This window comes from Blautia aquisgranensis, from assembly GCF_040096615.1.
Lineage (GTDB): Bacteria > Bacillota > Clostridia > Lachnospirales > Lachnospiraceae > Blautia_A > Blautia_A aquisgranensis.
Genome location: NZ_JBBMEJ010000001.1, coordinates 250,642 through 270,513, shown reverse-complemented (window position 1 = coordinate 270,513; position 19,872 = coordinate 250,642). Strand labels below are relative to the sequence as shown.

General features: G+C 43.8%; 25 protein-coding genes. All 25 read left to right on the top strand.

Translation table 11 applies throughout. The features are described from left to right. Positions 1-152: 152 nt before the first annotated feature. The 25 genes from WMO28_RS01285 to mobQ all read left to right on the top strand — a co-directional run bounded on the left by WMO28_RS01285 (position 153) and on the right by mobQ (position 19,862). Positions 153-548, top strand: coding sequence for a plasmid mobilization protein (locus WMO28_RS01285; protein ID WP_278654577.1), 396 nt, complete (start codon positions 153-155; stop codon positions 546-548). Further along, complete coding sequence (locus WMO28_RS01280; RefSeq protein ID WP_278654576.1) at positions 520-2,151, top strand: relaxase/mobilization nuclease domain-containing protein; 1,632 nt, start codon at positions 520-522, stop codon at positions 2,149-2,151. The genes WMO28_RS01285 and WMO28_RS01280 overlap by 29 nt, the downstream gene beginning before the upstream one ends. After that, positions 2,141-2,527 (top strand): cysteine-rich VLP domain-containing protein, encoded by a 387-nt coding sequence (locus WMO28_RS01275; RefSeq protein ID WP_278654575.1) that lies wholly within the window; start codon positions 2,141-2,143, stop codon positions 2,525-2,527. Before WMO28_RS01280 ends, WMO28_RS01275 begins: the two co-directional genes overlap by 11 nt. Positions 2,528-2,639: 112 nt before the next feature. Then, the gene (locus WMO28_RS01270; protein ID WP_278654574.1) at positions 2,640-3,380 is read left to right on the top strand and encodes a phage replisome organizer N-terminal domain-containing protein; all 741 of its coding nucleotides are present in this window, start codon (positions 2,640-2,642) and stop codon (positions 3,378-3,380) included. Between the two features lie 63 nt (positions 3,381-3,443). Then, complete coding sequence (locus tag WMO28_RS01265; protein ID WP_278654573.1) at positions 3,444-4,289, top strand: ATP-binding protein; 846 nt, start codon at positions 3,444-3,446, stop codon at positions 4,287-4,289. Next, on the top strand, positions 4,286-4,483 hold the full coding sequence (locus tag WMO28_RS01260) for a transposon-encoded TnpW family protein (RefSeq protein ID WP_117649083.1): 198 nt from the start codon (positions 4,286-4,288) through the stop codon (positions 4,481-4,483). The genes WMO28_RS01265 and WMO28_RS01260 overlap by 4 nt, the downstream gene beginning before the upstream one ends. A 133-nt stretch (positions 4,484-4,616) precedes the next feature. Further along, positions 4,617-6,236 (top strand): recombinase family protein, encoded by a 1,620-nt coding sequence (locus WMO28_RS01255; protein WP_278654572.1) that lies wholly within the window; start codon positions 4,617-4,619, stop codon positions 6,234-6,236. A gap of 161 nt (positions 6,237-6,397) precedes the next feature. Next, entirely contained in the window at positions 6,398-6,778 is a 381-nt protein-coding gene (locus WMO28_RS01250) for a TnpV protein (RefSeq protein WP_003864602.1), read from the top strand. A gap of 14 nt (positions 6,779-6,792) precedes the next feature. Then, entirely contained in the window at positions 6,793-7,074 is a 282-nt protein-coding gene (locus tag WMO28_RS01245; protein WP_003864601.1) for a hypothetical protein, read from the top strand. A gap of 258 nt (positions 7,075-7,332) precedes the next feature. Next, complete coding sequence (locus WMO28_RS01240; protein ID WP_003864600.1) at positions 7,333-8,115, top strand: EAL domain-containing protein; 783 nt, start codon at positions 7,333-7,335, stop codon at positions 8,113-8,115. Between the two features lie 172 nt (positions 8,116-8,287). Continuing rightward, positions 8,288-10,006: a Na/Pi cotransporter family protein gene (locus tag WMO28_RS01235; protein ID WP_020944839.1), complete on the top strand. Its 1,719-nt coding sequence runs from the start codon at positions 8,288-8,290 to the stop codon at positions 10,004-10,006. Between the two features lies 1 nt (position 10,007). Beyond that, positions 10,008-10,862 carry a substrate-binding domain-containing protein gene (locus WMO28_RS01230; RefSeq protein WP_015543454.1) on the top strand — a complete coding sequence of 285 codons (855 nt, stop codon included), beginning with the start codon at positions 10,008-10,010 and terminating at the stop codon, positions 10,860-10,862. A 696-nt stretch (positions 10,863-11,558) separates the two neighbouring features. Beyond that, positions 11,559-11,858 (top strand): hypothetical protein, encoded by a 300-nt coding sequence (locus WMO28_RS01225; RefSeq protein ID WP_015543455.1) that lies wholly within the window; start codon positions 11,559-11,561, stop codon positions 11,856-11,858. 23 nt (positions 11,859-11,881) lie between these two features. Next, positions 11,882-12,292 carry a single-stranded DNA-binding protein gene (locus WMO28_RS01220; RefSeq protein WP_003864594.1) on the top strand — a complete coding sequence of 137 codons (411 nt, stop codon included), beginning with the start codon at positions 11,882-11,884 and terminating at the stop codon, positions 12,290-12,292. Between the two features lie 146 nt (positions 12,293-12,438). Beyond that, positions 12,439-12,645, top strand: coding sequence for a helix-turn-helix domain-containing protein (locus tag WMO28_RS01215; RefSeq protein ID WP_003864593.1), 207 nt, complete (start codon positions 12,439-12,441; stop codon positions 12,643-12,645). A gap of 346 nt (positions 12,646-12,991) precedes the next feature. Further along, positions 12,992-13,513, top strand: coding sequence for a GNAT family N-acetyltransferase (locus WMO28_RS01210; RefSeq protein ID WP_003864592.1), 522 nt, complete (start codon positions 12,992-12,994; stop codon positions 13,511-13,513). Positions 13,514-13,570: 57 nt separating this feature from the next. Next, positions 13,571-13,996 (top strand): N-acetyltransferase, encoded by a 426-nt coding sequence (locus tag WMO28_RS01205; protein WP_003864588.1) that lies wholly within the window; start codon positions 13,571-13,573, stop codon positions 13,994-13,996. A gap of 94 nt (positions 13,997-14,090) precedes the next feature. Next, a complete protein-coding gene (locus WMO28_RS01200; RefSeq protein WP_040466130.1) occupies positions 14,091-14,405 on the top strand; it encodes an L-2-amino-thiazoline-4-carboxylic acid hydrolase in 315 nt (104 codons plus the stop codon). Between the two features lie 33 nt (positions 14,406-14,438). Next, positions 14,439-14,621, top strand: coding sequence for a DUF6440 family protein (locus WMO28_RS01195; protein ID WP_003864586.1), 183 nt, complete (start codon positions 14,439-14,441; stop codon positions 14,619-14,621). A 112-nt stretch (positions 14,622-14,733) separates the two neighbouring features. Beyond that, on the top strand, positions 14,734-16,245 hold the full coding sequence (locus WMO28_RS01190; protein WP_003864585.1) for a hypothetical protein: 1,512 nt from the start codon (positions 14,734-14,736) through the stop codon (positions 16,243-16,245). A 322-nt stretch (positions 16,246-16,567) separates the two neighbouring features. Continuing rightward, the gene (locus WMO28_RS01185; protein ID WP_003864584.1) at positions 16,568-16,792 is read left to right on the top strand and encodes a DUF3791 domain-containing protein; all 225 of its coding nucleotides are present in this window, start codon (positions 16,568-16,570) and stop codon (positions 16,790-16,792) included. Beyond that, a complete protein-coding gene (locus tag WMO28_RS01180) occupies positions 16,785-17,351 on the top strand; it encodes a DUF3990 domain-containing protein (protein WP_020944841.1) in 567 nt (188 codons plus the stop codon). Before WMO28_RS01185 ends, WMO28_RS01180 begins: the two co-directional genes overlap by 8 nt. Next, positions 17,339-17,569, top strand: coding sequence for a hypothetical protein (locus tag WMO28_RS01175; protein ID WP_003864582.1), 231 nt, complete (start codon positions 17,339-17,341; stop codon positions 17,567-17,569). Before WMO28_RS01180 ends, WMO28_RS01175 begins: the two co-directional genes overlap by 13 nt. 200 nt (positions 17,570-17,769) lie before the next feature. Then, positions 17,770-18,135, top strand: a complete 366-nt coding sequence (locus WMO28_RS01170) for a DUF3847 domain-containing protein (protein ID WP_015543456.1) — start codon at positions 17,770-17,772, stop codon at positions 18,133-18,135. Further along, entirely contained in the window at positions 18,135-19,862 is a 1,728-nt protein-coding gene (gene mobQ, locus WMO28_RS01165) for a MobQ family relaxase (protein ID WP_003864580.1), read from the top strand. Before WMO28_RS01170 ends, mobQ begins: the two co-directional genes overlap by 1 nt. Positions 19,863-19,872: the final 10 nt, after the last annotated feature.

Here is a 19,872-nt window from a genome sequence, read left to right as displayed (position 1 = left end):
ACTTTTTTAGAGCAAGATTCTACCACAGTACCAAATTTCGCTAATCGCTCATTTTGTCCTGCGGGAATCTTGTTGGGGTTGCCACCCCAAGCCCGCCTTTTTGCGGCTTACGCCGCTTGAAAAAATCCACCCATGAAAGGAGGTTCACAGCCATGAAAAAATACAATACGCCCCACCGCCACCGGGTAATCAAGACACGCTTGACCGAGGAAGAATACGCCGAGTTTTCCGAGCGTGTCACCCTCTGTAAAATGAGCCAAGCCGAGTTTATCCGGCAAGCCCTCATTAAGTCAAGCATACGCCCGGTTATCACCGTTTCCCCGGTCAATGATGAATTGCTCTCTGCCGTTGGGAAGCTAACCGCCGAGTATGGAAAAATCGGCGGCAACTTAAATCAGATTGCCCGCTGTCTGAACGAGTACGGCGCACCTTATAACGCCCTCTCCCAAGAAGTGAGAGCTGCCCTCTCCGAGCTTGCCGCCTTGAAGTTTGAAGTCTTGCAGAAAGTAGGTGAAGCCGTTGGCAACATTCAAACATATCAGCTCTAAAAATGCCGACTATGGAGCTGCCGAGCAGTACCTAACCTTTGAGCATGACGAGTTTACCATGAAGCCTACGCTTGATAAAAATGGGCGGCTTCTCCCCCGTGATGATTACCGCATATCTTCCCTTAATTGCGGCGGGGAAGATTTCGCCATAGCGTGTATGCGCTCCAATCTGAAATACGGCAAAAACCAAAAACGGGAGGACGTAAAGAGCCACCATTACATTATCAGTTTTGACCCCCGTGACGCACAGGACAACGGCTTGACCGTAGACCGGGCGCAACAGTTGGGCGAGCAGTTTTGTAAAGAGCATTTCCCCGGACACCAAGCCCTTGTATGCACCCACCCGGACGGGCATAACCACAGCGGCAATATCCATGTGCATATCGTAATCAATTCTTTGCGGATTGCCGAAGTGCCGCTATTGCCCTACATGGAAAGACCAGCGGACACAAGGGAGGGCTGCAAGCACCGCTGTACGGACAGTGCTATGGAATATTTCAAAGCGGAAATCATGGAAATGTGCCACCGGGAAAACCTCTATCAGATTGACCTGCTGAACGGGAGCAAGAACCGTGTCACCGAGCGTGAGTATTGGGCGAAGCGGAAAGGACAAGCCGCACTGGATAAAGAGAACGCTTCCCTTGCCGCCAAAGGAGAGCCGCCCAAACTTACGAAATTTGAAACGGACAAGGAGAAGCTGCGGCGCACGATCCGCACCGCCCTGTCCTCTGCTACTTCTTTTGAGGACTTCTCCGGGAAGCTGTTACAACAGGGCGTGACCGTCAAGGAGAGCCGGGGGAGGTTATCGTATCTCACGCCGGACAGGACGAAGCCAATCACCGCCCGGAAATTGGGTGATGATTTTGACCGTGCCGCCGTACTGGAAGCACTCACCCTAAACGCACAGAACGCCGCCAGAGCCGCCGAAAAGCCCACACCCAAACAGGAATCCCCCCGGAGCATAAAAGACCGCTTACAGCGTAATAAAGCCGCCATAAACACCCCGAAGAATGACGGAGTACAACGCATGGTAGACATAGCCGCCAAGAGAGCCGAGGGCAAGGGGAAAGGCTACGAGAAGTGGGCGACTTTGCACAATCTGAAGCAAATGGCGGCGACCATGAGCATTTACGAGGAATCCGGCTTTTCTTCCCCGGAAGAACTGGAAGCCGCCCTTGCCGCCGCCAGTGCCGGGCTGCATGAAGTGACCGGGAAACTGAAAGCCGTGGAAAACACCTTGCGGGAGAAAAAGGACTTGCAGAAACAGCTATTAGCGTACATCAAGACCAAGCCAGCCCGTGACGGACTGCGGGCGCAGAAAACGGAGAAAGCCCGGAGAGCCTACCGGGAGCAGCACGAAAGCGAGTTTATCATTTCCGAATCTGCCGCCCGGTATTTCAAGGCACAGGGAATCTCCAAGCTGCCAGCGTCCAAGACATTACAAGCAGAGATTGAGCAGCTTACAAGGGAGAAGAACACGCTTTACAACGAATACCGGGAGAAGAAAGAGAGCGTCCGGGAATTGCAGACTATAAAGAGCAACATAGACCAAATCTTGTGCCGTGAGCCGGAACGGGGAAAGGGGCGGGAGAATGAACGGTAAACGCCCTTACATGGACTACCGCCAGTACCGGGCGGCGTGTCGGCTTGTGCATGAGTGCTGTAACTATGACAACGGGAATTGTATTGCTCTGGATAACGGCGAGCCTTGCGTGTGTGTGCAGAGTATCAGCTATTCCCTCTTGTGCCGCTGGTTCATTGCCGCCGTGCTGCCGCTGGACGGGAAGCTGGAAGCCGCCCTTTTACATCGGGCAGACAGGAAACGCTGTACCGAGTGCGGCGGGTATTTTCTCCCCAAGTCAAACCGGGGGAAATACTGCCCGGATTGCGCCGGACGCATGAAAAGAATCAGAGCCGCACAGCGCAAGCGGAAACAAAGGCTACTATGTCACGCTTTAGGAACTGGAAAGCCCCCGTAAATCAAGGCTTTTCAGACCGCCCTCAACGGGTAGGCGATATTTATATCCTTTACCCCTCAAAACGGCGTCCTAAAGCGTAACAGAAGCCCAAAACAGACCATAGGAGGAACGGATGGCAGACAACCGCAAATATTACTACCTAAAGCTGAAAGAGAGCTATTTTGACGAGGACGCTATCGTGCTGCTGGAAAGTATGCAGGACGGTATGCTCTACTCAAACATTCTCTTGAAGCTGTACCTAAAATCGCTGAAAAACGGGGGAAAGCTCCAGCTTGCCGAGAATATCCCCTACACCGCACAGATGATAGCCACAATCACCCGCCAGCAAGTCGGCACAGTGGAGAGGGCTTTGCAGATTTTTATGAAAATGGGGCTTGTAGAACCGTTGCAGAACGGAGCTTTATACATGAGCAACATTGAACTCTTAATCGGTCAGTCCTCTACCGAGGGGGAGCGCAAACGCCGGGCAAGGCGGGCTTTGCAGGAGCAAAAGGCATTGCCGGAAGCCGTGGCGGACAAACGTCCACCAGAGATAGAGATAGAGAAAGAGATAGATATAGAGTTAGAGATAAAGAGAGAGGGAGAGATAAAGACAGGACAGACAGCCCCCGCCCCTTTTGGCAGATATGAAAATGTATTCCTGTCAAAAAAAGAGCTTGCGGAGCTGCAAGAGGAACTTCCCGGCAAATGGGAATATTACATAGACCGTCTATCCGGCTATATCGCTTCCAGCGGGAAGAAATACAAGAACCATGCCGCCACTATCCGGCGTTGGGCGGCTGATGACAGGGCAAAGGGGAAGCCAAAAAAGGGAATCCCCGATTATTCCTACAAAGAGGGCGAGAGCCTTTGACAGCATAGACACAACGCCCCGTAAACAGGGCGTGAAAGACCATGAACAAGGAGGAACGATTTTATGTGTGATTACGATAACGCTATTTTCCGGCTTGCCACAGAAGCAGAGCCGGAGGATTACACGGGCGAGGACGGGCTTTTGTATTGCGGGAGCTGCCGCCAGCCCAAAGAAGCCTATTTTGCAGAGGGAAAGACACTTTTCGGACGTGACCGACACCCCAAAGAATGTGACTGCCAGCGGAAACAGCGGGAGGAACGGGAAGCCGCAGACCGAGAACAGAAACACCGGGAGGAAGTGGAACGGCTGAAAAGAAAGGGCTTCACCGACCCGGCTATGAGGGAATGGACGTTTGAGAACGACAACGGGAAATGCCCGCAAATGGACTATGCCCGTGAATATGTGGAGTGTTGGGAACTGATGAAAGCGGAAAACCACGGATTGATTTTATGGGGGAGTGTCGGCACAGGCAAAAGCTATTTTGCCGGGTGTATCGCTAACGCCCTTATGGAGCGTGAGATTTCCGTGTGCATGACGAATTTTGCCCTTATCCTCAATGACCTTGCCGCCAACTACAAAGACAGGAACGAATACATATCCCGTCTTTGCAGCTTCCCTCTGCTTATCCTTGACGATTTCGGCATGGAGCGTGGCACGGAATACGGTTTAGAGCAAGTCTATAACGTGGTTGACAGCCGATACCGCAGCGGCAAGCCGTTAATCGTGACAACGAACCTCACGCTGGAAGAATTACAGAACCCGGAGGACACCGCCCACGCCCGGATTTATGACCGCCTTACGGAAATGTGCTGCCCCGTCTGCATTACCGGGGAAAATTTCAGAAAAGCCAAAGCACAGGCGAAAATGGAACGCCTTAAAACGCTGCTGAACAGAAAGGAGAGCCTATGACCGACACCCCCAACAGAAGCACCGCCACTACCGCCCGCCGCCCGGATTGCGTGACCGAGGTACGCCGGGGGAACACCGTCCTTGTGGTTTCCGGCTACTTCAAACAGGACACCACCGCCACTGCCGCCGACAAAATGATGAAAGTGCTGGAAGCGGAAAGCGCAGCCGGGGGAACTGCCGCCCATGCCATGTAAAGTGACATTCCTTACTGAAATTTATTCGACATTATGTGCCATAAAGTAGCAAAAAGGACTGTACAGCCAGCCCCGCCCTATGGTATAATAGACATACGGAATAGTGGGCTGGCTGTCGGAAACGGAGGAAACCATGTTAAGACAGACCACCCAAAAAATCACCGCCCTTTATCCGAGGTTATCCCACGAGGACGAGCTGCAAGGCGAGAGCAATTCCATAAGCAACCAGAAGCGAATCCTTGAAAACTACGCCAAACAGAACGGCTTCGGCAATCTGAAATGGTACACGGACGACGGTTATTCCGGGGCGAACTTCCAAAGACCCGGCTTCCAGTCCATGCTTGCCGACATTGAAGCGGGGCTTGTGGGTACGGTTATCGTAAAGGATATGTCACGGTTAGGGCGAAACTACTTACAAGTGGGAATGTACACGGAAATGATTTTCCCACAGAAAAACGTCCGTTTCATTGCAATCAATGACGGCGTTGACAGCGCACAGGGCGACAACGATTTTGCCCCCTTGCGTAACATTTTTAACGAATGGCTGGTGAGGGATACGAGCAAGAAAATCAGAGCGGTCAAGAGGTCAAAAGGCATGAGCGGGAAGCCTGTCACAAGCAAGCCTGTTTACGGCTACCTCATGGACGAGGACGAAAATTTCATCATTGACGGGGAAGCCGCCCCCGTAGTGAAGCAGATATACAGCTTATGCCTTGCCGGGAACGGACCGACCAAGATAGCCCGTGTCTTGACGGAACAGCAGACACCCACGCCGGGAACGCTGGAATACCGCCGGACAGGAAGCACACGCCGCTACCACCCCGGCTATGAGTGCAAGTGGGCGACAAACACCGTGGCGCATATCCTTGAAAACCGTGAATACACGGGCTGCCTTGTGAACTTCAAGACCGAGAAAGTGTCCTACAAGGTAAAGCAGAGCAAGGAGAATCCCGAAGAAAAGCAGGTAATCTTTGAGAACCACCACGAGCCAATCATTGACCGTGACACATGGGAGCGTGTGCAGGAGCTACGCAAACAGCGCAAACGCCCCAACCGCTATGATGAAGTGGGCTTGTTCTCCGGCATACTGTTCTGTGCCGATTGCGGCAGCGTCATGTACCAGCAGAGGTATCAGACGGACAAGCGGAGGCAGGACTGCTACATATGCGGCAGCTACAAGAAGCGCACCCGTGACTGTACGGCGCACTTTATCCGCACCGACCTCTTGACCGAGGGAGTGACCGAGAACCTACGGAAAGTCACCAGCTACGCCGCCAAGCACGAAGCCCGGTTCATGAAGCTGTTGACCGAGCAGACCGAGGACGGGAGCAAACGCCGGAACGCCGCCAAGAAGAAAGAGCTGGAAGCGGCAGAAAAGCGGATTGCGGAACTCTCCGCTATCTTCAAGCGGCTGTATGAGGACAGCGTGGCGGGGCGCATATCGGACGAGCGTTTCACGGAGCTTTCGGCAGACTACGAAGCCGAGCAAAAGGAACTGAAAGAACGTGCCGCCGTTCTGCAGGGCGAGCTTTCAAAGACGCTGGAAGCCACGGCGAACGCCGAGAAGTTTATGAAAGTGGTACGCAAGTACACCAGCTTTGAGGAACTCACCCCTACCCTGTTACGGGAGTTTGTGGAGAAAATCGTAATCCACGAATCGGAAGCCCTTGACGGGAAACGCCGGGGGAAGCTCCGCAGACAGGAAATCGAAATCTATTACTCTTTTGTCGGCAAGGTAGAGTTGCCCGACTAAAGCCCGACCCGTCCGGCAGTCAGCCGGACAGGGAACGGCAAAATTTTTTACACTTCTTTTACTTCTTTATCTCACATGAGCAAAGTCACAAGGAATAAAACACTTAATGTCTTCTATGTGAAAAGATTTTAAAGAGAAAATGCACATCCTACGCAGATAACATGACAATTTCATGCAAAGCGAAAGGAGACACCATGAAAATCGAATACACAAAAGTGGGAGACTATTATTTACCGAATCTTTACTACCCGGAGGAAACCAGACCGATTGGCTTATGGGGAATGCTTCGGAAGGAATATCTGAAAGAACATAAATCTGGAACTTATACATATCTTCTTCTGACCGCCAGGCTGGACAGTTATTTGGCAGATCTGAATGAACAGGCACAGGAACGCTTTGAATTGATCGAAACTCAGATGCGAAGTGCGGAGGGAGTTTCCGAGGAACTGAAGAGACAGAATCCTATGGAATGGCTATGCCACTGTAACAATATCCGCAACCGGGCTGCTGAGATCATCAAGCAGGAACTGATTTATGTATAAGGGGGATTCTAGATATGAGAAGAGAACTGATTGAAAGTTATTATGAAGAATACCAGCGGGAGCTGGAAAGATTTCTTGAATCTGACCCGGAGATGTTCACTCTGGAAGCAGAAATTCATCATTACATAGAAATACTGGAACCGGTCCTCAGAGATGGCGGACAGGAGATGTGGCAGACACTGGACAGGATTATTTCAGCGAAAAATGCAATGGAGGGAATTGTGGCAAAAGAAATGTATATCCGGGGATTTTTGGATTATGAAAGACTGGTGTGTGAAAAAGACAGTAAGATCTGAATAATCAGAACATAGACTATATATAACGAGGCTTTTATTGTATAGACAGTAAGAGCCTCATTTAATATAGTTTTCATAATAAAAAACAGGTGGTAGTACGTATTTGCTTTGTGTTATATAAGAATTGGTCTGGCTGAACAATGGTGAAAATTTACTATGATTTTACTTAAATCTGATTGAAGGATGAAAAAGTGATGATATCATATAGTGGGTTGATAGGGTTACAGAAAATGTATTCACAGAGGCAGAGAAGAAATAATGAAAGTAAAAAATGCAGATGAATTTTATAAAATATTAGAAAGAAAGGCTATATATCCGGTATTTCAGCCGATTGTAAATTTACAGACTGGAGATGTGGCAGGATATGAAGCTCTTAGTCGTATCGACAGGCATGATACGACTCTTATGATTTCAGATTTGTTTGTGATTGCTGAACAGGTAGGCTGTGTTTGGAAATTGGAAAAATTGTGCAGAAATAAAGCATTGAAGGCAGCGGCGAATAAACCAGAACATGCAAAATTATTTCTTAATGTAGATGGTAATATCATTCAGGATAAATCGTTCATACAGGGATTTACAAACCGTAAGGCTGCGAAAGCCGGAGTACCGTCCTGTGACATTGTATTTGAAATAACGGAACGGTCGGATATAGAAAACTATCAGATTCTGCAACAGATTATGAAGCATTATGCAGATCAGGGATATGAAATAGCTTTGGATGATGTTGGAGCTGGATATTCTGGTCTGAACCGTGTAGTAAATACATCGCCAAACTACTTAAAAGTTGATATAGAACTGGTCAGAGATATTCAAAAACATAAGAAAAAGGAAATTATGATGGAATTTCTGTTGCATTACTGTAATGAGACAGGAGCAATTCTGATTGCAGAAGGGATAGAAACAGAAGCAGAGTTGGAGTGTCTGTGTAGATTAGGTGTTCATTACGGACAAGGATATTTTCTTGGAAGACCGGACAGAACGTTCAAAAATGTAAGGAATGAGGCGATGTTGGTATTACGTAGACTGAATAATAAATCGTAATGAAAACTATATGTCAGCAGGTGAAAAATGAATAAGTCAATTATAACATTATAAAGATTTCCATTGATTTTTACACCTATTTTACACAAGCACTCACATAGATTTGATTTCTGTCTTCTATAATTGTATAGGAAAATGTAGATCTTATATAATAACAGGAGAGGAAAGAGAAATGAACGAGAATGTGAAAGTGGTTTTTGGTCTGATCGGTGGCCTTGCCTTGTTCCTTTATGGAATGAACAGCATGAGTGATGCACTTCAGAAAGCCGCAGGAGAACGAATGAAAAAAATCCTTGGATTTCTTACAAGAAATCCAATTATGGGAGCACTTGCCGGAGCACTTGTAACAGCTGTATTGCAGAGCAGTTCAGCGACGACAGTTATGGTTATCGGTTTTGTCAGTGCGGGACTTATGAGTCTTCCGCAGGCAATTTCTGTTATCTTTGGTGCCAACATAGGAACCACTATGACGGCACAGCTGATGGCATTTAAAATCAGCAATTATATTTATCCAATTATCTTTGTTGGATTTATTCTGAACTTTGTTAGCAAAAAAGAAAAGGTTAAAAATATCGGTATGGTAATTTTTTCATTCGGACTTTTATTTGAAGGAATTGAAATCATGGGTGAAGTCATGAAACCTTTGGCGGGAAGTCCGGTCTTTGTTGATCTGATGGGAAAAGTTTCATCCATTCCGGTTCTTGGTGTTGTACTGGGAGCGGTCATGACATTGGTTGTGCAGAGTAGTTCAGCTACGATTGCAGTTCTGCAGAATTTTGCATCACAGGCAGGACCGGACGGAGTAAGCAGTGTAATAGGGCTTACCGGTGCGATTCCGATTCTTCTTGGAGATAATATAGGTACAACGATCACAGCACTTCTTGCATCAATTGGACAATCTAAAAATGCAAAACGTACAGCAATTGCGCATAGTATTTTTAATATCAGTGGAAGCTGCGTTTTTATTTTCCTGGTTCCGTGGTTTGCAAAATTTGTCCAGTTTATTTCACCAAAGGGAAATGAGATTGATGTGATTTCAAGACAGATTGCAAATGCACATACAACGTTTAATATCGTCTGTACACTGGTCTGGCTGCCACTGATTCCGCTGATGGTAAAAATTGTTACAACAATCATCCGTGGAAATGACAAAACAGAGAAAGCAGCTTTTGAACCCAAATATCTGGATATGAAAGTGATTGAACAGCCGGCGGCTGCTATGGTTCTGGTATCTAAGGAACTGAACCGACTTGGAGAACTGGCAGAATCTCTGTTAAGTGATTTAAAAACGGCGATTGTAGCAGATGGAGACTCAAAAACTCATGGTTCGTTTATAGAAAATCTGGAGATTGTACATCAGTTACAGGACAGTGTGACAGAATATATTACCAGATTATTCGCAAGCGGAAACCTTACAGAACAACAGTCTGAGCAGACGGCAGGGTTACTGTATGTAAACAATAGTATTCAGAGGATTGCAGACAGATGTGAAGATATTGACCAGATATGTGAAAAAGTAAATAACAATGGAAAAAGACTGACCAGTGAAGCCTCCTCAGAAATGGAAGACTGCATTGATATTATCCAGCAGCTTTTAAAGAAAGCAATGGAGGCAATCCGTAAGGGTGATGCTGTAGTGGCTGAAACAGTTTTTAAAAATAAGAAAAAAATGCATAAAGCAGAGAAAAAATACAGTAAGGCACATTTAAACCGTGTAAAAAATGAGGTTTGTGATGCGTCTATGACAAGATATTTTTCTGGGATCATGTATAATTTTGACCGTATGGCAGATAATTGTGTCAGCATTGCAGAAGAAGCCTGTGATAATGTGGCTTTTATAAACCTTGATGAAGAGACGGGAAAATCAATGATGGAAAGAGGTGCAGTATAAAATGGTAAAGAAAAAAAACATCCGAAAATCTGCACTTCTGCTGATAATGATAATGCTGGCAACGGGAATAACAGCATGTGGAACCGAGGAAGAGCCATTGCCGGATCTGTCTGCTATGGGAGCTGTCACAGCTGTATCACGAGAAGAAGGGTCAGGAACCAGAGCAGAATTTGAGAATCTTTTGAAACTGCCTGAGAGTGATACAGGAATAGTTGTTGATTCTACAGAGAAAGTTCTGAAAAAGGTGGAAGAAGATAAAAACGCAGTTGGTTATGTCGCATATAGTTCCGCAACAGATACGAATGGAAAAATACTTCAAATCAACGGAGTTCTTCCTTCTGAGAAAACAATAGACAATAACAGTTATCCTCTTTGCAGGGATTATTATCTGGCTTATAATGGAGAACTGACAGATGTGGAACAGGATTTCCTGACTTATGTAAAGAGTAAAGGACAGGATATTGTGAAACAATATTGTATTCAGGCTGACAGTACAACAACATTCCTTTCTGACAAGTCAGAAGGAAAGATTCTGATTGAAGGATCCACTTCAATGGAACCAATGGTAAAAGCACTGGCAGATGACTATCAGAAACAAAATCCAAATGCTGAAATAGAAGTAAAAGCAACAGATTCTTCAAGAGGGATTACGGCGGTGATAAGTGGAGAGTGTGATTTCGCAATGTCATCCAGAGAATTAAAGGATTATGAAGCAGAGCTTCTGGAAACAAAAGTCATTGGAAAAGATGCTATAGCTATTGTGATAAATGAAGAAAATCCACTGGAAAATCTTACAATAAAACAACTTACAGGTCTGTACAATGGAACATATAAAAACTGGGATGATCTTTCCTGAGAAAAACGAATATAATATCTTACAAGCACTGACTATAACGGTCGGTGCTTCTTTTTTGGATTTTTTCAAAATTATCTGACATTCTTCAAATTCCCACGTGTGATTAGTGGAAAAATAATTTTTTCTGCAAAAGTACCGTCCAAATGCCCTCTGAAACTTGCTATTAGTGAGGGAATATTTCATTTATGCGAAAAAAACTTGCAAAAGGGGGTTGGTAAATACCGCTTCCCAGGCTTTATAGGTAGAGGAACAATTATTTTAAAAATTTTACCCCAAAGATGTCCGCTTTTGCCTGTCTCAGTACAGAGTATGTGAAGGGACTAACAAAAGTAAAAGAAAAAATGATAAAAATGCAAAAAAATATCACGAATCTTTTGCATCTTGCGAAGTCATTTGACTCTAGTAATCAGAGGACGTTTTGGAATGTTCCTTCGATGAACCTTGACAACCGATAAGTGCACCCTGGAAGCCTAACAGGAGTTATGCCATGACCTTTCTTTTTCTGAGAGCGAGCGAAATTATAATGACACTCCCGATGATGGGCGGCTGACCGAAGCCTTATGGTCAGTGACCTGCTGATGCAGGCAGAGGCAGTCTGAGACGGCTGCAGGTGACAGGGAAACGCACGCCAGACCGCCGGACGAATGAAACTGATGACAATGTTTACAGGGCAAAATGCCCGGAAAGGAGCAGTTTATGACAGAACTGAAAATGAAAGAAATGCAGTTGATTAACTGGTTTGGATGCCCGAATCTGATTTATACAAGGGAGAGAATCCATCTGGTTGCCATGCTTACAACAGATGAAGAAATGAAAAAGAATCTTTACAGGGTATGCAGATTCCTTGCAAGAGAAGAAATCGCATATCGGTATCCGATCATGTATGAAATGATCCGGAAAATATTTTCACCGGATGATACCAATCCACCGGAAGCATGTGCAATGTTTATGCCGGACGATGAAACAGATGATGAAGAATATGCAATGGCAGCGTAGCTGCGGAAAGGACAGTAACGATTATGAATAAAGTGGTTTTAATGGGAAGACTGACAAAGAATCCGGAGATCAAATATGCCGGAAAAGATAATGATATGGCAGTAGCAAGATATACACTGGCGGTAAACAGAAGATATAAACGTGACGGTGAACAGGAAGCGGATTTTATTTCCTGTGTCACATTCGGAAAGAGTGCAGAGTTTGCACAGAAATATCTTCACAAGGGAATGAGGATTGTGATTGGCGGTCGTATCAGCACTGGCAATTATAAGGACAAGGACGGGAAAACAATTTATACTACAGATGTGATCGTGGAAGAACATGAATTTGCCCAGAACAAGGATAATGGTGTTGGAGCTGATTCATCGGAAACACCGAAAACAGATAAGGACGGATTTATGGAAGCACCGGAAGGTGAGGTTCCATTCGACTAAACCGAAGTAAATGGTTGGAGAGGTTGCCCTTTGTCGGGGCATCCTCTTTTCCATTTTACAGAAGACATCAAAAATTACAGGTATTCAACCTAACGAAATCGTGATATAATCAAAATATGTTCAGATGAAAAATATGGAGGTTGCTTATGGGCGTAAGTTATAACAGATTATGGAAAATGCTCATAGATAAAAATATGAAGCGGATAGAGATGCAGTACCTCACCGGGATCAGTGGAAATATTCTTGCCAGGATGGGAAAAAACCAGTATGTATCAATGGAGACGATTGAGAAGATCTGCAAGAAGCTGGACTGCACCGTTGATGAGATGCTGGAATTTACAGATGATGAGTAACAAGAGCAGACATGTCAAATTATTAAAACTGGAAGAATGCTTCAGAAGTCGAAAAAAGAAATTGAAAAAAGATAACACGCCGGATACGGCATAAATCTCTTAGCAACGCTAAGAGCGCACTTCTATACAGGCAATTCCATCTGCCTGTATCGTGCGACCTGCGGTGCTGTTCCCGATTTCAAGAAATCTCAAACCGGGAAATACAGCGAAATCAGAGATTTCGTACAAGGGGAAGATCCCCTTGCGGCACAGATGCCTATCCCTGATAAAGTTTGTGACTGAATATTTCAGATATAGACATATAAGGGGAAAGAAAGTGTGAAATCAAAATTTGTGGAGAGATTTTATGATTAGAAAAGCAATACTAAAAGATGTTAATTCGATTGAAGATACTTACAATGAGCATTTCCAGTATGAACTGAATCATACAGCCTTTACTGTATTTAAGAAAGGGGTTTATCCAACGAAAGATGATGCAGAACGGGCTATTTATGCTGGTGCTTTGTTTGTATATGAAGAAAACGGAACAATTGTTGGAAGTATCATTATTGATAAAGTTCAACCAATAGAATATGCAACTATTCCTTGGAAAGAAAAATTATCTGAAGATGAGGTAATGGTAATTCACCTTTTAATGGTACGTCCGAGTATGTCTGGTAAAGGAATTGCATCATCACTAATAAAATTCGCTACAGAATTAGCACAAAAAAATAGTTGCAGGGCACTACGTTTGGATACAGGAAGTCAAAATATTCCTGCGCTATCTTTGTATCAAAAAAATGGATTTGAAATAATTGCTAGTGCTTCTAAAAAAGTTGGAGATGTAATTGCACACAAAAACCATCTTTTTCTCGAAAAGATATTGTAGTTCGTAAATTCCAGTTTGAAAAATTGAGAAAATCGGAGTTTGAGGAGCATCACCGTTATGATTAGAGAATTACGGAAAGTGGATATAAATAAAGTTGCAGAAATATGGTTAGATACAAATATAAAGACACATTATTTTATCTCTGCTCAATATTGGAAAAGTAATTTTGAGTTAGTAAAAGAACTTCTATTACAGGCAACTGTCTATGTTTACGAGGATAAACAGGAAATACAGGGTTTTATAGGGTTAAGTAACGAATACATTGAAGGTATTTTTGTTTCTGCCGAAATGCAATCTCAAGGTATAGGTAAAATTTTGCTAAACTATGTAAAGGGAAAAAGAAACAAATTAATCTTAAATGTATATCAAAAAAATACACGGGCAATATCCTTTTATCAAAGAGAAGGATTTGAGATTCAGTATAGCGGTTTGGATGAAGCTACTGGAGAAAAAGACTATGTAATGGCATGGCAGCAGAAATAGAAATTCAAGTTTTAGTGTTTGGAAAATTATGACTTAGTGTGCAAGTTGGGAGAAAATATGGTAACGGAAAAAGAGAAAAAAGCATGTCGATTTATTGCCGAATGGCTATAAGATTGTGAGACAGTCTCTGGTAGATGATCTGGAGGGCGAAAAAAAGGTATGTTGGGAGACAGAAATTTTGCAGGATGATGATAGTGGATTTACTTATGAAATCAGCAGGTGTCTGTATTTCGATACCTGTAAGGAACATGGCTATGCAGAGTTCTGCAAAGTATTTTGCAACCATGACTGGTATGCTTATGGAGTATTAAAGCATCATTCGAGATTTATCAGAAAATCGACGATTGCCGAAGATGGAACTGTATGTCATGATACAATCGAGAAAGTAACAGAGAAACATTTTTTATAAAACCGAAAAATTGATTATGGGAGGAAATTGAAAATGGCGAAAGAAGAGAGATTTGAAAAAATATATTCTCAGGGAGCATTAACTACTACTGAGATATGGGTGGATAAGGAAACTGGTGTGAATTATTTATATCATGCATGTGGGTATTCAGGTGGACTGACTCCATTGTTGGACAGAGATGGGAAACCAGTTATTTCTCAGGCTATAAATAGATGACCTTAGAAACAGCAACTGTTATGGTAAGTAACAGCATCGTCACAATATGTATATGGTCGATTGGTGTGTGCGGTAATATACTATATTCAGAAAAACAATTCAGGAGATTTTTATGAGAAGATCAGGTTGGACAAAATGGTTGATCGTGATTCCGGCAATGCTAGGCATTGTGTTGGTGACCTATGTGCGGTATACAACGGATATCTGGGGATTTGGTGCATTTATCTGCCAGCTGATTGCAATTTTGGAATTGGCTTATGGTCTGCGAATTGCGATGCTGGCACAGAATAGAAAGAAGTCCTATCGGTTAACACCGGAAGAACGACATGAGTATGCACGGTATTTATATGAGAAGCAATATCACCGTTACCCTGCTGTAGCGAATCAGATGCTTTTGGTTATGGCACGGATGAGTGTACTCCTTAACAATTATGAACGGGCTGCACAGGAGCTGGCAGATATTCGTATAGATAAATTCAATCCAGCACAGTTGAAGTTGTATTATTACCTGAAAGTGGTTACAGCAATGGCAGCAGGAGATGCGACAGGGATTCAAGAGAGCCAGATGTGTTACGCAGGGATTCCGGATACTAAATGCACATATCCGTCAAAAGCAGAGCTTGCTATGTGGATAGAGCAGAGAGCGGCAGCGCAGATGGCAGAGGCACTGAAGAAGGCAGTGCCGGATAAAAAAGAGCATCCGATACGGATCAGTATCATTACTTTGGTTCTTGCGTATAGTACCTTCTTCTATGGATTGTGGTATGGTATAAAACGTGATATGGGATATGAAGTGAGATATCGTTTCGCAGAAATATCGATTACTGTTATTACAATCAGTCTGGCGGTTCTTTTGATCTGGGGGATCGTGAGTTTATACAGACACAATTGCCAGGCATTATCCATACAATTCGGTAAAAACAAAGTGGCATTGATAATTGTCTATGGAGCTGCTGCGATATTTGCACTTTTGATTATTGGAATGAGTGGTCTGAGTGTAGTGTTCGGAATGGATGGAACAGAAACGGTGACTGGTTGTGACAGCAAATATACGTATATAACTGTGCAGGAAGATTATGGTGGTGAACGGAGATACAGAACCAATAATCCATTTGTTATGCAGAGTATGGATGGTCTGTGGTGGTCTTCGGATACAATAGATGAAGAAGATAATCAAGAAGAGGATACTACAGAATTACCGGATTTGGATACAGAGAATTCAACAGATTCAGAGGATATTCAGAGTGGAAATACCATAGAAGATTACGAGACAGAAGGGCAGCATGATGGTCTGACAATTCAAAATGCAATGCTGGCAGTTTATAATTACCTTCAGGAGCAGAATACACTTCAAAATATGGCGTTCAGTTACACGGCGAATGCAAAGGGAGAAGTCTATGCTGTCGTCAGCGAAACGCAGGAAACAAAGAACGGTAATACGGTAAATGTGAGATACTGTCTGTACGATAATGGTTCCAAGACAGATGCAGATGGTAATTCCTGCGAAGAACTGGTGTTAGAAAAAGTATATCCGGATGGCAATTACGAGACCGAATTGGTAGATTTTTATCTGGTAAATGCAGATACGATGCAGGTGACAGACGAACAGAAGAATACGTGGTAAAATAAATTCTGGGGAAGTAGGTGCATTGTATGACAATGAGAGAAAAAATAAAACTATTATCGTAAATGTTTCAAGCGGACTGGGTTCTTTTGGAAGTATGCAAAAGGACTCCAAGACATAAGAGGTGAACTGCGCTGATCCAGGTGCCACGGCAACAGATTTGAATGTCGACGGAGGAAAGCAAACAGTACAGGCGCAATCGTAAAACTTGCAATGATTGATAAAACCGGACTAACAGTAACTTTTATTAGTCGATTTGGAAATATGCCTTGGTAATCAACAATTCCGGTTTTACTGACTAAGAAAATGAGGAGGATTCATAATGAGTGAGAAAACAGAGATTACTTTTATGCAAACAAGACTAATCCGGCTTGCTTCAGAAGAGTGGCATTTACCTGTTGAACAGATTATCCACTTGTTTAAAGAAGCCGATGTTCTTGGATATATAGAAAAATGCTATGGGATTTTTCATTGTGAAGGCGATGAAGCTGTGCTTGAAGATATTACTGAATTTTTGCAAAGAAAGGGGATAGAGATTAGTGCTTGAGTTAAAAGATGGATTTGTTCTCTATCATGGAAGTTATTGTGAAGTAAAAGAGCCAGATCTTGCCAAATGTGCAAAGAGAAAAGATTTTGGACAGGGATTTTATTTAACCACATCAAAGGAACAGGCAGAAAGTTTTCTGAGAACCTCAATAGCCAAAGCCATCGCAACCGGAACAATTGAAGAGGGGCAGAAGTTTGGATATATTTCAACTTTTGAATTCAAACTTTCAGAAAATCTTGAAACGCATATTTTTGAAAATGCAGATGTGGACTGGTTACATTGTATCGCCGCTCACCGAAAGAAAAAAATGTTTATTGAGGTTGAACGTGAAATGGCAAAATATGATATCATTGCAGGAAAGATTGCGGATGATGCAACAAACGCTACTCTTACCGCTTATCTTGCGGGTGCTTTTGGGACTGCAGGTGATAAAGTAGCAGACGATTTCTGTATCAGACAGTTGCTGCCGAATAAATTGAAAGATCAATACTGCTTTAAAACTGAGGCAGCTATTGAGTGTCTGAAATTTGTGAAAGGTGAGAAGATATGGCTGAAGTAACAATTCCAAAGGAAAAAATGAATTATACAATCGACCTTCTGATCACTATGGTGACAGATGAAATCGCAGAAGAGACAGGCAAGGACAGAAACGAGGTATTGACAGATTTTTTGTGTTCAAAGACAGGAAAAGCACTGTATGATGAGAAGACAAAGCTGTGGTGCACTGGTCCGGCATATATAGCTGAACTGTATATGGAAGAATTAAAGAAATCCTGATATGGGATGTGAGTTTAAATTTATACGACAATGGTGACAAAGACTTTCATTCCAAGGAGCAACAATTAAATATTTCAAAAACGCTGAGGTCAGCATTTCCTAATCACAGGACAACGACCTCAGTTTTTTATACCCAGGAATCGGCATTCATGAATAAGCCGGTTCTTTTTGTTTACAGAAAAAAGAAGGAGTACAAGAAAATGAGCAGAGCAAAAAATCCAAAGTATGAATCCATGTCATTGGAGGAACTGAAGGCCAACATGGAAAAGAGCAGACAGGAACTGGAGGCAGCAATTCACCACAAAAACATTCTGGAGCAGCGGAAGAAGCTGGTAGAACGCAGGGAACGTTCCCACCGGCTGATTGTCAAAGGGGCAGAGTTTGAGAAAGTATTTCCGCTGTCCAGAGATCTGGAACAGGAAGACGTCCAGGACATGATGAATCAACTGCAGAACAGCAGTTACAACAAGAGTATTGTGCGGCAGGCTCATATAGCCGCCTTACACAAAGATCAACAGCAGATTGCAGAAGCAGTAAAAAAGACAGAGAAGGGAGATGACAGTTAATGGCACTGTATCATTTTTCAGTAAGGAATGTATCCAGAGGGAAAGGGCAGATGGTGGTCGCTTCCGCAGCCTATATTTCCGGGCAGAGGATTTTTGACAGTTATTACAACAAGATACACGATTATACGAGCAAGTCAGGTGTGATATTTACAGAAATCCTGACACCGGAGTATGTGCCAGAGCGTCTGACTGACAGGGAAACACTCTGGAACGAGGTGGAGCATGTGGAACGGAACAACAAGGCACAGCTTGCCTATTCGTTTGACATTGCACTGCAGAATGAATTGACACTTGAGGAAAATATCAGACTGGCAAAAGAGTTCTGCCAGGAGCAGTTTGTGGCACGTGGCATGATCGTGGATCTGGCAGTCCATGAGGGAAAAGCGGAAAATGAAGAAGAACCGGATAATCCCCATTTCCATGTGCTTGTCCCAATCCGTCCTTTTACAGAGGAAGGAATCTGGGGCAATAAGCAGAGAAGGGAATATATTCTTGATGAGGATGGAAACCGGGTGAAGGATGCCAAAGGAAAAGATATGTTCAATGCTGTTTCTACTACCGGATGGAATGATCCGGAGCTTTTAAAAGAATGGCGGCGGGCATGGACAGAGAAAGTAAATGGGAAATTCAGGGAGTGCCACATGGCATCCAGAATCGACCACCGTTCCTACAAAGAACAGGGGATTGACCTGATCCCGACCATCCATGAGGGATATGAAGTCCGGGCAATGGAGAAAAAGGGAATCAAAACGGTGATCGGAGAATTGAACCGGGCAATCCGGCAGTTTAACCAGATGTTTATTTCTCTGAAAGAATCCATTCAGTGGATGAAGACAGCTTATGAGGAAATGAAAGCAGAGCTGGATCGCAGGCAGAACCCGACACTGCTGGAAAGCCTGCAGGATTATTATGATAAAAAGACACAGGGCAGACCACCACTTCCCAATTTTTATGCGGAGATGAAACAGAGAGGTAAGAATCTCTCCAATTTACAGGAGTTTGCAAAATCCATCAGTTATCTTCAGACACATCAGATAGAAACGATGGATGACTTGCAGGAACGGATTGAGGAACTGAACGGTGTTGTTTCTGTCAGTAAAAAAGAAATTTCTGAAAAGCGGAAACAGTTAAAGGAACTTGAGAATCTGGAAAAGATGGCAGAGGTAATAAAAACAAATCAGCCATTGATTGATGAGTATAACCATTTCTATTTTCAGAAAAGACGGGAGAGATATTATCAGCAGCATAAAAAAGAAATCAATTATTACCGCAAATGTGAACGGGAACTGAAACAACATCTGGATAAAAATGGAAAAGTGCCAACTGCCAGATGGAAACGGGAGAAAGAAGAACTTCAGGCGGGGATCGAAGAGCTGAAAGCAGATAATCAGCCGTACCAGGAGGAACTAACTTTTGTGAAAAAGGTACAGAGCTGTGCGGATATTGCCAGACGTGACCGGGAAATGGCAGAAGCAGATACTTCCGGGCGTTCAGAAGAAAAAAGGGAGAAGCAGGTGAAGTTCCCGACATTTTACACAGTTCAGGCGAAAGAGATTCTTGAAGAAAACGGGAAAGCAGAGCAACAGCCGTTGAACCAGTCGGAGCAGAATCCAGAAAAGAAGACCTCTCTTCTGAGAAAACTGGATGAAAAAAAGAAAGAGTGTGCAGAGCGTGATGCAAAACAACAGGCAGTGAAGAAAAAGCGAAACTATGACATGAGTTTATAACAGTCTGTCA

Coding starts and splice junctions, on each gene's coding strand:
- WMO28_RS01285 (WP_278654577.1), top strand. CDS start 153: ATGAAAAAATACAATACGCCCCACCGCCACCGGGTAATCAAGACACGC.
- WMO28_RS01275 (WP_278654575.1), top strand. CDS start 2,141: ATGAACGGTAAACGCCCTTACATGGACTACCGCCAGTACCGGGCGGCG.
- WMO28_RS01270 (WP_278654574.1), top strand. CDS start 2,640: ATGGCAGACAACCGCAAATATTACTACCTAAAGCTGAAAGAGAGCTAT.
- WMO28_RS01265 (WP_278654573.1), top strand. CDS start 3,444: ATGTGTGATTACGATAACGCTATTTTCCGGCTTGCCACAGAAGCAGAG.
- WMO28_RS01260 (WP_117649083.1), top strand. CDS start 4,286: ATGACCGACACCCCCAACAGAAGCACCGCCACTACCGCCCGCCGCCCG.
- WMO28_RS01255 (WP_278654572.1), top strand. CDS start 4,617: ATGTTAAGACAGACCACCCAAAAAATCACCGCCCTTTATCCGAGGTTA.
- WMO28_RS01250 (WP_003864602.1), top strand. CDS start 6,398: ATGACAATTTCATGCAAAGCGAAAGGAGACACCATGAAAATCGAATAC.
- WMO28_RS01245 (WP_003864601.1), top strand. CDS start 6,793: ATGAGAAGAGAACTGATTGAAAGTTATTATGAAGAATACCAGCGGGAG.
- WMO28_RS01240 (WP_003864600.1), top strand. CDS start 7,333: ATGAAAGTAAAAAATGCAGATGAATTTTATAAAATATTAGAAAGAAAG.
- WMO28_RS01235 (WP_020944839.1), top strand. CDS start 8,288: ATGAACGAGAATGTGAAAGTGGTTTTTGGTCTGATCGGTGGCCTTGCC.
- WMO28_RS01230 (WP_015543454.1), top strand. CDS start 10,008: ATGGTAAAGAAAAAAAACATCCGAAAATCTGCACTTCTGCTGATAATG.
- WMO28_RS01225 (WP_015543455.1), top strand. CDS start 11,559: ATGACAGAACTGAAAATGAAAGAAATGCAGTTGATTAACTGGTTTGGA.
- WMO28_RS01220 (WP_003864594.1), top strand. CDS start 11,882: ATGAATAAAGTGGTTTTAATGGGAAGACTGACAAAGAATCCGGAGATC.
- WMO28_RS01215 (WP_003864593.1), top strand. CDS start 12,439: ATGGGCGTAAGTTATAACAGATTATGGAAAATGCTCATAGATAAAAAT.
- WMO28_RS01210 (WP_003864592.1), top strand. CDS start 12,992: ATGATTAGAAAAGCAATACTAAAAGATGTTAATTCGATTGAAGATACT.
- WMO28_RS01205 (WP_003864588.1), top strand. CDS start 13,571: ATGATTAGAGAATTACGGAAAGTGGATATAAATAAAGTTGCAGAAATA.
- WMO28_RS01195 (WP_003864586.1), top strand. CDS start 14,439: ATGGCGAAAGAAGAGAGATTTGAAAAAATATATTCTCAGGGAGCATTA.
- WMO28_RS01190 (WP_003864585.1), top strand. CDS start 14,734: ATGAGAAGATCAGGTTGGACAAAATGGTTGATCGTGATTCCGGCAATG.
- WMO28_RS01185 (WP_003864584.1), top strand. CDS start 16,568: ATGAGTGAGAAAACAGAGATTACTTTTATGCAAACAAGACTAATCCGG.
- WMO28_RS01175 (WP_003864582.1), top strand. CDS start 17,339: ATGGCTGAAGTAACAATTCCAAAGGAAAAAATGAATTATACAATCGAC.
- WMO28_RS01170 (WP_015543456.1), top strand. CDS start 17,770: ATGAGCAGAGCAAAAAATCCAAAGTATGAATCCATGTCATTGGAGGAA.
- mobQ (WP_003864580.1), top strand. CDS start 18,135: ATGGCACTGTATCATTTTTCAGTAAGGAATGTATCCAGAGGGAAAGGG.